The sequence below is a fragment of the Streptomyces torulosus genome, assembly GCF_001419765.1.
In the GTDB taxonomy this organism is placed as follows: Bacteria; Actinomycetota; Actinomycetes; order Streptomycetales; family Streptomycetaceae; genus Streptomyces; species Streptomyces torulosus.
The window spans coordinates 716-11,900 of sequence record NZ_LIRK01000243.1 but is presented as its reverse complement, the minus strand read 5'-3'; the positions used below and the strand labels follow the sequence as shown (position 1 = coordinate 11,900).

Below are 11,185 nucleotides of genomic sequence, written 5' to 3'. Positions count from 1 at the left end.
GGGTCGAGGCGTTCCAGGGCCAGGGGGACCGACGGGACGACCTGGTCGGGGACGCGTACGACGCAGATGTGGTGGTCGGGGACCAGCGTGATCCGGCGGCGGCCCTGGTCCGGGGAGCCGTCCAGGACGATCGTGCCGGTCTCCGCGATCGCGAGCGCGCAGGCCGTGACCACGCTGTCCACCTCGTCCAGTTCGTACGGCGTGCTCTCGGCCCGGTCGGCGACCCGTGTCACCTCCGTCGCCGACAGCCACTCCTCGGGCAGCGCGGGCGGCACGAGCACCGAGGACGAGCCGTGCGCGGCCAACAGCTCCGCGATGACGCCGGGGAGTCCGGCCGTATCCGTGCGGTGCACGATCGCCCGGTAGTCCGCCAGGTTCTCGGCCAGCAGGTCCACCGTCTCCGCCACGTCCCGTTCGCCGTGTTCCCGGAGGTACGTCCGCGGAACGGCCTGCTCGTACTGGACGTCCCTCCCAGCTTCGTCAGGCGCTGGGGGAGTGTCGTCGCGTCGTACGTCGGCGAGCGCGCGCCGCACCCGACCCAGGATCAGATCCCTGCTGCTCACTTGCCGCTGTCCTCTCCGCCGCCGGCCCACTCGCCGTTCGCCCGACCGCCGCCGTCCCGCCCGCTGGGGGAGGGGCGCCCGTCCGCGTGACCCCCGTCTGCGCGGCCGCCGTCCGCGACCCCCTGTTCCGTCCGCCCCCCGTTCGTCCGCTGCCACCAGTCGCGGAACGGTTCCGCCGGTAGCGTCGGCAGGGCGCGGCTCGCGCTCCACGCCATGCCGGGGCCGGGCAGCGTACGGGGGTGGAAGCGGCGGGTGCGGGACGCCAGCCGCTGGCCGGTGCGCAGCGCGGCCGGGTGGGTGAAGGCCCAGCCGGCCGCCCGCATCGCCGCCCGCTCGGCGGCGTGGCCCTTCGCGGGCTTGAGGACGACCTTGGCGCCCTTCTCGGTCACCTGCCCGCCCTGCGCGACACGCTCCCGGAGATGCACCAGCACCTCCGGGATGTCGATGGCCACAGGACACACCTCGTAGCAGGCGCCGCACAGCGACGAGGCGTAGGGCAGCGACGCGTCGATCTCGCTTCCCGTGCCCCGGAGTTGCGGGCTGAGGATGGCGCCGATGGGGCCGGGGTAGACCGAGCCGTACGCGTGGCCGCCCGCCCGCTCGTACACGGGGCACACGTTCAGGCACGCCGAGCAGCGGATGCAGCGCAGCGCCTGGCGGCCGACCTCGTCGGCCAGCGTGTCGGTGCGGCCGTTGTCGATGAGGACGAGGTGGAAGGTGCTCGGGCCGTCGGCCGTCCCGGAGTCCGTCGTGCCGGTCCACATCGAGGTGTACGGGTTCATCCGCTCGGCCGTGGACGAGCGGGGGAGGGTCTGGAGGAAGACCTCCAGGTCCTGCCAGGTCGGCACGATCTTCTCGATCCCGACCACCGAGATCAGCGTCTCGGGCAGGGTGAGGCACATCCGGCCGTTGCCCTCCGACTCCACCACGACCAGCGTGCCGGTGTCGGCGACCATGAAGTTGGCTCCGGAGATGCCGACCTTGGCCCGCAGGAACTTCTCCCGCAGATGCAGGCGCGCCGCCTCCGCCAGCTCGGCGGGCGTGTCGGTCAGCCCGTCGGGGGCCGGGCGGCCCCACTCGCTCATCTCCTTCGCGAAGATGTCCCGGATCTCGCCCCGGTTGCGGTGGATCGCGGGGACGAGGATGTGCGACGGGCGGTCCTTGCCCAACTGCACGATCAGCTCGGCGAGATCGGTCTCGTAGGCGCGGATGCCCTCGGCCTCCAGCGCCTCGTTCAGCCCGATCTCCTGCGTGGCCATCGACTTGACCTTGACGACCTCCGTCTCACCGGTCGCCTTGACCAGATAGGTCACGATGCGGTTGGCCTCGTCCGCGTCGGCGGCCCAGTGGACGGTGCCGCCCGCCGCCGTCACCGACTCCTCCAACTGGACCAGGTAACGGTCGAGATGACGGAGCGTGTGGTCCTTGATCCGCTTGCCGGCCTCGCGCAGCTCCGCCCAGTCCGACACCTCCAGGACGGCCTTCTCCCGCTTCGCGCGGATCGTGTGCGTGGCGTGCCGCAGATTGCCGCGCAGCGTCGCGTTGTGCACGGCCTCGTGCGCCGCCTTCGGAAACGCCGGCATCCCGACGAACGTCCCACTCACGCGCCGCCCCCGATCCTGCTCGCCGAGGTCCCGTCCACCGCGGTCTCGTTCACCGCGGTCTCGTTCACTGTCGTCTCCGCACGACCGGTCATACCAGCGGCTCCTCTTCCGTGCTCGCCAGGATCTCCGCGATGTGGACCGGCCGCATGCCCGTGCGCAGCCGGGCCATGGTGCCGCCGATGTGCATCAGACACGAGTTGTCGGCCGCGCACAGCACCTCCGCGCCCGTCGACTCGGCGCTGCGCACCTTGTCCCTGCCCATCGCCGCCGAGACGTCGGGGTTCTTCACGGCGAAGGTGCCGCCGAAACCGCAGCACTCCTCCGCCCCCGGCAGCTCCACCAGCTCCAGACCCTTCACCGCCTGGAGCAACCGGCGCGGCCGCTCACCGAGCCCGAGACCGCGCAGGCCGTGGCAGGTCGGGTGGTAGGTGACCTTGTGCGGGTAGTACGCCCCGACGTCCGTCACGCCCAGCACGTCCACCAGGAACTCGGTCAGCTCGTACGTCTTCGGCACGACCGGCGCGAGCGTACGCGCCAGCGTGTCGCCGCGCCCCTCGGCCCGCGCCCGCTCCCCCATCCGCGGATACAGCTCCCGCACCATCGCCCCGCACGACCCGGACGGCGTCACGATCGCCTCGTACCCACCGAATACATCGGAGAACTTACGGGCCAGGGGCTCCGCCTGATGTCGATACCCGGTGTTGTAGTGGGCCTGCCCGCAGCAGGTCTGATCCATCGGGAAGTCCACGTCGACGCCCAGCCTGGTCAGCAGTTTCACCACGGCGCGGCCGGTGTCCGGATAGAGCGTGTCGTTGACACAGGTCAGGAACAGAGCGACACGCATCGCGGCTCCTCGAGGGTCGGTCATCGGATGAAAGCAGGGTACGACGCCAATGCCCCGGAGGGCGAGGGGGCCCGCTGGTCGGAATCGCCTGGCGGGGCCCGCCCCGTCACCCAGGCACAGGAGGGCGCCGAGCGGGGAACGCACCGCCCGCCGGAGGAGGCCGGCAACCCTTGAGGGGCGTCACCCGGAGAGGGGCGTCGACCCGGCACGGGCCGCCGGGCGCCCTCACGCCCGCGCGAGCCGGTCCTCCGCCGCGCGCCAGGCCGCCGGGTCGCCCTGCGGCTCGTACCGCACCAGCGGCTGCGTGCGGGCGACGAGCCGGCGCATCGAGGCCCGGTCGTCGACGACGCCGTGTGTGCGGGCCTGGACCAGGACGTTGCCCAGGGCCGCCGCCTCCGCGGGGCCCGCCACCACCGGCAGCCCGCAGGCGTCGGCGGTGAGCTGGCACAGCAGGGCGTTGCGGGTGCCGCCCCCGACGATGTGGACGACGTCCACCGGGTGGTCGGCGAGCGACTGGGCCTCGGTGACGGCCCGCCGGTGGGCGAGGGCGAGGGAGTCGAGGATGCAGCGGGTGATCTCGGCGGGGGAGGAGGGCACCGGCTGCCCCGACTCCCGGCACGCCGCGGCGATCCGCTCCGGCATCCGGCCGGGCACGAGGAACGCCGAGTCCCCCGCGTCCACGACCGACCGCAGCGCCGGCACCCCGGCGGCGGCCCGCAGCAGCTCCCCGAGATCCGGGTCCCCCCAGTGCCGTACGCACTCCTGCAGCAGCCACAGGCCCATGATGTTCCGCAGATAGCGGACCGTGCCGTCGAGCCCCAGTTCGTTGGTGAAGTTGGCGGCCCTGCTCTCCTCGGTCAGCACCGGCGCGTCCAGCTCCAGCCCGGCCAGCGACCAGGTGCCGGTGCAGATGTACGCGAACCGCTCACCGGTGGCGGGTACGGCCGCGACCGCCGAGGCGGTGTCGTGGGAGCCGACGGTCGTCACCGGCACCGGCCCGGTCAGCCCCGTCTCCTCCAGCACCCGCGGCCGCAGCAGCCCCGCCGGGTCGCCCGGCCGCCGCAGCGGCGCGAACAGCTCGAGGTCGACCCCGAGCCGCTCCGCCACGCCGTACGCCCAGTCACGGGTGCGCGGATCGATCAGCTGGGTCGTGGACGCGTTCGTCAGCTCCGTGCCGAACTCACCCGTGAGCCAGTACGACAGCAGGTCCGGGATCAGCAGCAGCCGCGTCGCGTACGCCAGCTGCGCCGACGACCTGGCGGCGACCAGCTGGTACAGCGTGTTGAACGGCGCGTACTGCAACCCGGTGGCCGCGTACAGCTCGGCAGCGGGCACGGTGGCCCACACCTTCTCGGCGACGCCCTCGGTGCGGGTGTCCCGGTAGTGCACCGGGTTGCCGAGGAGGGCCCCGTCGGCGTCCAGCAGGCCGTAGTCGACGGCCCAGCTGTCGATGCCGACGGAGTCGACCCGCCCGGCCGCCCTCAGCCCGTCGAGGACCCCCGCGTACAGGGCGAGCACGTCCCAGCGCAGCCCCTCGGGCGTCCGCACCGGCCGATTGGGGAACCGGTGCGCCTCGACCAGCTCCAGCGAGTCCCGGTTCGCCCGGCCGACCATGACCCGCCCGCTGGACGCGCCGAGGTCGACCGCGGCGTACGACTTCACGGCGGTGCTCATCGCAGGAAGGCGGCGGCGACGCCGGCGTCGACCGGGACATGCAGCCCGGTGGTGTGCGTCAGCTCGCCGCCGGTCAGCGCGAACACCGCGCCCGCGACGTGCTCCGGCAGCACCTCACGCTTGAGGATGGTCCGCTGGGCGTAGAACTCGCCGAGCTTCTCCTCCTCGATGCCGTACGTCGCCGCCCGCTGGGCGCCCCAGCCGCCGGCGAAGATGCCGGACCCGCGCACCACACCGTCCGGGTTGACGCCGTTGACGCGGATGCCGTGCTCGCCCAGCTCGGCGGCGAGCAGCCGCACCTGGTGGGCCTGGTCGGCCTTGGTGGCGGAGTACGCGATGTTGTTGGGGCCGGCGAAGACGGCGTTCTTGGAGGCGATGTAGACGATGTCGCCGCCCAGCTTCTGCGCGATCATCACCCGCGCCGCCTCGCGCGACACCAGGAACGAACCGCGGGCCATGATGTCGTGCTGGAGGTCCCAGTCCCTGGCGGAGGTCTCCAGCAGCGGCTTGGAGATGGAGATCCCGGCGTTGTTGACGACGAGATCGACCCCGCCGAAGGCCAGCACGGCCGCCTTGAAGGCCCCGGCGATCTGCTCCTCGTCGGTCACGTCGACCGTCACGGCGACGGCCTTGTCGGCCCCGCCCAGCTCCTCGGCCACGGCGGCGGCGTTCTCGCCGTTCAGATCGGCGACGACGACACACGCCCCCTCCGCGACCAGCCGGTGCGCGATCGCCCTGCCGATCCCGCTGCCCGCGCCCGTCACCAGCGCCACCCGCGTGGCCAGCGGCTTCGGCTTCGGCATCCGCTGGAGCTTGGCCTCCTCAAGGGCCCAGTACTCGATGCGGAACTTCTCCGACTCCTCGATCGGCGCGTACGTGGAGACCGCCTCGGCGCCCCGCATCACATTGATCGCGTTGACGTAGAACTCTCCGGCCACCCGCGCCGTCTGCTTGTCCTTGCCGAAGCTGAACATGCCCACGCCCGGGATCAGCACGATCGCCGGGTCAGCGCCGCGCATCGCGGGGGAGTCGGGCTCGGCGTGCCGCCGGTAGTAGGCCGCGTACTCCTCGCGGTACTCGGCGTGCAGCTCCCTCAGCCGGGCGATCGCCGTGTCCAGGTCCGCGGTCGGGGGCAGGTCCAGCACGAGAGGGCGGACCTTCGTACGGAGGAAGTGGTCCGGGCACGAGGTGCCCAGCGCGGCGAGCCGCGGGTGCTCGGCGCCCGCCAGGAAGTCGAGCACGACGTCGGAGTCGGTGAAGTGCCCGACCTGCGGCCTGTCCTGCGAGGCGATGGCCCGGACGTGCGGCGCGAGAGCGGCGGCCCGCTCCCGGCGCGCGCCGGCCTCCAGCGCCTCGTACCCCTCGACGACCGACCCGAACGGCTCGGCCCTCCCCTTCTCCTGGAGGAACGCCTCCGCGGTACGGATGATGTGGAGCGAGTTCCGCTCGCACTCCTCGGCGGTGTCGCCCCAGGCGGTGATGCCGTGCCCGCCGAGCACACAGCCGATGGCCCCCGGGTTGTCCCGCTTCACGGCGGCGATGTCCAGCCCCAGCTGGAAGCCGGGCCGCCGCCACGGCACCCACACCACGCTGTCCCCGAAACACTCGGCGGTCAGCTTCTCCCCGTCGGCCGCGCAGGCCAGCGTGATCCCGGAGTCCGGGTGCAGATGGTCCACGTGGGCGGCGTCCACGAGCCCGTGCATGGCCGTGTCGATCGACGGGGCCGCCCCGCCCTTGCCGTGCAGGCAGTAGTCGAACGCGGCGACCATCTCGTCCTCGCGCTCCACCCCCGGGTACACGTCGACGAGCGCCCGCATCCGGTCCAGCCGCAGCACGGCCAGCCCGGCCTCGGTGAGCGTCCCGAGGTCACCCCCGGACCCCTTCACCCACATCAGCTCCACATCACCCCCGGTGACGGGATCGGTGCCGGTCCCCTTGGCGGACGCGTTGCCACCGGCGTAGTTGGTGTTCCGGGGATCGGCACCGAGCCGCCGGGACCGGGCGAGCAGAGCTGCGGCTTCGGGATGGGTTGCCATGTGCGATCAATCCTTACGGTGAGATGAGTACGGGGTACGGGGTTCAGCTCGGGGCTCGGGGGTGCGTGGCCGGTGCGGGTGAGTGGGGCTTCTCGCGCAGTTCCCCGTGTCCCTGAAAAGCAGGAGCTGCGCCCCATGCTTCTCAGGCCCGCAGGGCCTGGGCCTTCAGGGGCGCGGGGAACTGCGCGACCGGCCACGAACCGGCCCGCGTACCGCGACCGGCAGTGACCCGGCAGATGGAGCGCGGCATCGGCTTCAGCTCAGCGCAGCGGTCACGCCCCCCAACCCGCCTGTTCTCCTCCCACACGCTCCTCGACGATCTTCGAGGCCCACCCGGACGCGCGGTACGCCTTCAGCGGTTCGGGGTCCAGCCCCATCTCCTCACGCACCTCACGGAGCAGCGGCCGCACATCCGTGTTGTACGCGTCCATCAGCACGGCGTTGGCCTCCAGCACGTCCCCGGCCCGCTGAGCGGAGCGCAGCGCCTCCCGGTCCACCAGCAGCGCCTTCGCCGTGGCCTCCTGGACGTTCATCACCGACCGGATGATCGCCGGGATCTTCGCCTCGATGTTGTGGCACTGGTCGAGCATGAACGCGACCTCGGGGGTGAACCCGCCGCCGCGCACCACCTCGTACATGATCCGGAACAGCTGGAAGGGGTCGGCCGCACCGACCATCAGGTCGTCGTCGGCGTAGAACCGGGAGTTGAAGTCGAACGCGCCGAGCTTCCCCTCCCGCAGCAGCGTCGCCACGATGAACTCGATGTTCGTGCCGGGCGCGTGATGCCCGGTGTCGACGACGACCTGCGCCTTCGGCCCGAGCTTCAGACAGTGGGCGTAGGCGGTGCCCCAGTCCGGGACGTCGGTCGTGTAGAACGCCGGCTCGAAGAACTTGTACTCCAGCAGCATCCGCTGCCCGTCCCCGAGCCGCTCGTACACCTCGGCCAGCCCCTCGGCCAGCCGGTCCTGCCGCTCGCGCACATCGTCCTGGCCGGGGTAGTTCGTGCCGTCCGCGAACCACAGCTTCAGATCGCGGGACCCGGTGGCGTCCATGATGTCGACGCACTCCAGCAGATGGTCCACGGCCTTGCGGCGGATCGCCGCGTCCGGGTGGCAGATGCTGCCCAGCTTGTAGTCGTCGTCCTGGAAGGTGTTGGAGTTGATCGCGCCGAGCCGCACGCCCCGCTGCTGGGCGTGCTTGGCGAGCGCCGCGTAGTCGTCGACCTTGTCCCAGGGGATGTGCAGCGCCACGGTCGGGGCCACGCCCGTGAACTCGTGCACCTTGCCGGCGTCGTCCAGCTTCTCCCAGGGGTTGCGGGGCACACCGGCCTGGGCGAAAACCTTGAAACGGGTTCCGGAGTTTCCGTACGCCCACGACGGCGTCTCGACGGCCTGTGTCTTGAGAGCGGCCTTCACCGCGGCGAGCTCGGTCACGTCAGGGCTCCTACCGGCTTTGATGTCTGAAACGATTCAGCACGGGAAACTATGAGCGGCTCGTCCGACTGTCAACCCCCCAGGTCAAGACCATCGTCCGTGACCCTGTTGTGACCTCTTCTGTCGAAAAATTTTCGACCGGAACCCATTGACGTGACCTGCGTGGGGTGCCTAACGTCCCGGCAACCTAGTTGAAACCTTTCACGACGCAGTGAGGGCTCGGCCCTCCGCCACCGGCGTCGTCGAGGAGCCCCCATGACAGACCGGTCCGACACGGGTCCGGCCCCCGTTCTCGCGCTGAAGGGCATCTCCAAGTCCTTCGGCGCTGTACGCGCCCTGCGGGACGTGTCCCTCGAACTGTTCCCGGGCGAGGTGCACGCACTCGCCGGTGAGAACGGAGCGGGCAAGTCGACCCTGATCAAGACGCTCGCCGGGGTGCACCGACCGGACTCCGGCCAGGTGCTCCTCGACGGAGCGCCCACGGTGTTCCACGGTCCGGCCGACGCCCGCGACGCGGGCATCGCCGTGATCTACCAGGAGCCCACGCTCTTCCCCGACCTGTCGATCGCCGAGAACATCTTCATGGGCCGCCAGCCCCGGCGCGCCCTCGGCCGGATCGACCACAAGGCCACTCACGCGGCGACCCTCGCCCTGATGCGGCGGCTCGGCGTCGAACTCGACCCCGACCGCCCGGCACGCGGCCTGTCCATCGCCGACCAGCAGATCGTCGAGATCGCCAAGGCGCTGTCGTTCGACGCCCGCGTCCTGATCATGGACGAGCCGACGGCGGCCCTCACCGGCAGCGAGGTCGCCCGCCTCTTCGGCGTCGTCCGCACCCTGCGCGAGCAGGGCTCCGCCGTCCTGTTCATCTCCCACCGCCTGGAGGAGATCTTCCAGATCTGCCGGCGGGTCACCACCCTGCGCGACGGCGCCTGGATCTCCAGCGAACCCGTCGACGGCATGACCGAGGACGACCTGGTACGCCGCATGGTGGGCCGCGACCTGGAGGAGCTGTACCCCAAGCAGGAGGTCGAGCCCGGCGAGGTCGCCCTGAGCGTGCGCCGGCTGACCCGCGAGGGCGTCTTCACCGATGTCTCCTTCGACGTCCGCCGCGGCGAGATCGTCGGCCTGGCCGGCCTCGTCGGCGCCGGCCGCACCGAGGTGGCCCGAGCCGTCTTCGGCGTCGACCGCTGGGACGCGGGCGAGGTCGCCGTCGACGGGAAGCCCCTCACCAACGGGGCCCCCTCCACCGCCATGTCCGCCGGGCTCGCCCTGGTCCCCGAGGACCGCCGCGCCCAGGGCCTGGTGATGGACATGTCCATCGAACGCAACATCGGTCTCACCGGCCTCCGCACGACCGTGAAGGCCGGCCTGGTGGACCGCGGCGCCGAACGCAGCCGCTCCCTCGACTGGGCGGTCAAACTCCAGGTGAAGTACGCCCGCCTCGCGGACACCGTCAACACGCTGTCCGGCGGCAACCAGCAGAAGGTCGTCCTCGCCAAGTGGCTCGCCACCGGCCCGAAGGTGCTGATCGTCGACGAGCCAACCCGCGGCATCGACGTCGGCACCAAGGCCGAGGTGCACCGCCTCCTCAGTCAGCTCGCCGCCGACGGTGTGGCGGTCCTGATGATCTCCTCCGACCTGCCCGAGATCCTCGGCATGGCCGACCGCGTGCTCGTGATGCACGAGGGCCGGCTCACCGCCGAGATCCCTCGCTCCGAAGCCACCGAGGAAACCGTGATGGCCGCAGCCACGGGGAGGGCAGCCGCATGACGGTGACCGCCCCCGAGAACACCCCCGTCACCGAGGTGCCCAGGTCCAGCGGCACCCGGCTCGTGGACCGCGTCTTCAGGATGCGTGAACTCGCCATCCTGGTCGTCTTCCTGGCGATGATCGTCGTCACCCAGCTCGGCAACAGCGAGTTCCTCACCGAGCAGGGCATCAAGGACCTGCTGCTCAACGCGACCATCCTGGTGCTGGTCGCCGTCGGCCAGTCCCTGGTCGTCATCACCCGCAACGTCGACCTGTCGGTCGGCTCCACGCTCGGCATCAGCGCCTTCACCGCCGGCACCTATCTCCAGGGCGGCGGGAACGCGGTCGTGGCCGTGCTCCTCGCGGTCCTGATGGGCATCGGCTTCGGCCTGCTCAACGGCCTGCTCGTCAGCCTCGGCCAGGTGCCCGCCCTCGTCGTCACCCTCGGCACGCTCTACATCATCCGCGGCATCGACTCGATCTGGGTCGGCTCCCGGCAGATCGTCGCCTCCGGCCTGCCGGACGGGTTCATCGACTTCGGCTCCGGCGGCATCCTCGCGGTGCCCTACCTCGCCCTGATCGCGCTCGTGGTCCTGGTGGCGACGGCCTACTACCTGAAGCACTTCGGCAGCGGACGCGAGCTGTACGCGCTCGGGTCCAACCCGGAGGCCGCACGCCTCGCCGGCATCCCCGTCCGCAAGCGGATCCTGGTCGCCTACACCTTCTGCGGCGCCCTCGCCGGCCTCGCGGGCGCCCTCTACCTGGCCCGCTTCGGCAACGTCGACTCCGGCACGGGCACCGGGTACGAACTGACCGTCGTCAGCGCGGTCGTGGTCGGCGGTGTCGTCTTCACCGGCGGCTCCGGCAGCGTCTACGGAGCAGCGCTCGGTGCCCTGCTGCTGACGTCCATCAACAGCGTCCTGCCCGCCCTCGGCGTCAGCTCGGTGTGGGTGCTCGCCATCAACGGCGTCCTGCTCATCCTCGCCATCGCCGTGGACCGCGTGGTCGCGCTGCGGGTGGCGACCGCCCTGAAGAAGAGGAACGCCCGCCATGGCTGACCCCACGTCCTCGCGCGCGAGCCGCTGGTCCGCCCTGAAGCGGTGGGACTCCGCCGTCGGCGCCCTCCTGATCGTCGTGCTCCTGCTGTCCTTCTCCACCGTCGACGGCTTCGGCAACGCGCTCAACCTGTCGTTCCTCATCGGCAACACCCTGCCGATCGCGCTGATCGCCCTGCCGATGACCCTGCTCGTGGTGTCCGGCGAGATCGACCTGTCGGTCG

Annotated in this window: 8 protein-coding genes and 1 pseudogene; 3 read left to right on the top strand and 6 right to left on the bottom strand. The window is 71.4% G+C overall.

Annotation, left to right across the window (positions count from 1 at the left end; all coding sequences use genetic code 11):
- The 6 genes from AOK23_RS17350 to rhaI all read right to left on the bottom strand — a co-directional run.
- Positions 1-563 (bottom strand): LutC/YkgG family protein (locus tag AOK23_RS17350; RefSeq protein WP_055713615.1); only part of this gene is annotated, 563 nt, incomplete at its 3' end.
- Complete coding sequence (locus AOK23_RS17345; RefSeq protein ID WP_240496424.1) at positions 560-2,167, bottom strand: LutB/LldF family L-lactate oxidation iron-sulfur protein; 1,608 nt, start codon at positions 2,165-2,167, stop codon at positions 560-562. The genes AOK23_RS17350 and AOK23_RS17345, both read right to left, overlap by 4 nt.
- 88 nt (positions 2,168-2,255) lie before the next feature.
- Positions 2,256-3,011, bottom strand: coding sequence for a (Fe-S)-binding protein (locus AOK23_RS17340; RefSeq protein WP_055713614.1), 756 nt, complete (start codon positions 3,009-3,011; stop codon positions 2,256-2,258).
- Positions 3,012-3,236: 225 nt separating this feature from the next.
- A complete protein-coding gene (locus AOK23_RS17335; protein ID WP_055713613.1) occupies positions 3,237-4,685 on the bottom strand; it encodes a rhamnulokinase in 1,449 nt (482 codons plus the stop codon).
- Positions 4,682-6,721 carry a bifunctional rhamnulose-1-phosphate aldolase/short-chain dehydrogenase gene (locus AOK23_RS17330; RefSeq protein WP_055713612.1) on the bottom strand — a complete coding sequence of 680 codons (2,040 nt, stop codon included), beginning with the start codon at positions 6,719-6,721 and terminating at the stop codon, positions 4,682-4,684. The genes AOK23_RS17335 and AOK23_RS17330 overlap by 4 nt, the downstream gene beginning before the upstream one ends.
- Before the next feature lie 272 nt (positions 6,722-6,993).
- Positions 6,994-8,154 (bottom strand): L-rhamnose isomerase, encoded by a 1,161-nt coding sequence (gene rhaI, locus AOK23_RS17325; RefSeq protein ID WP_055713611.1) that lies wholly within the window; start codon positions 8,152-8,154, stop codon positions 6,994-6,996.
- Positions 8,155-8,409: 255 nt separating this feature from the next.
- On the opposite strand from rhaI, the gene AOK23_RS17320 reads away from it, so the two are divergent.
- From AOK23_RS17320 to AOK23_RS49870, 3 genes and pseudogenes are all read left to right on the top strand, one after another.
- Positions 8,410-9,927, top strand: coding sequence for a sugar ABC transporter ATP-binding protein (locus tag AOK23_RS17320; protein ID WP_055713610.1), 1,518 nt, complete (start codon positions 8,410-8,412; stop codon positions 9,925-9,927).
- Complete coding sequence (locus AOK23_RS17315) at positions 9,924-10,964, top strand: ABC transporter permease (protein WP_055713609.1); 1,041 nt, start codon at positions 9,924-9,926, stop codon at positions 10,962-10,964. Before AOK23_RS17320 ends, AOK23_RS17315 begins: the two co-directional genes overlap by 4 nt.
- A pseudogene (locus AOK23_RS49870) lies at positions 10,957-11,185 on the top strand (ABC transporter permease); the annotation flags it as partial. The gene AOK23_RS17315 and the pseudogene AOK23_RS49870, both read left to right, overlap by 8 nt.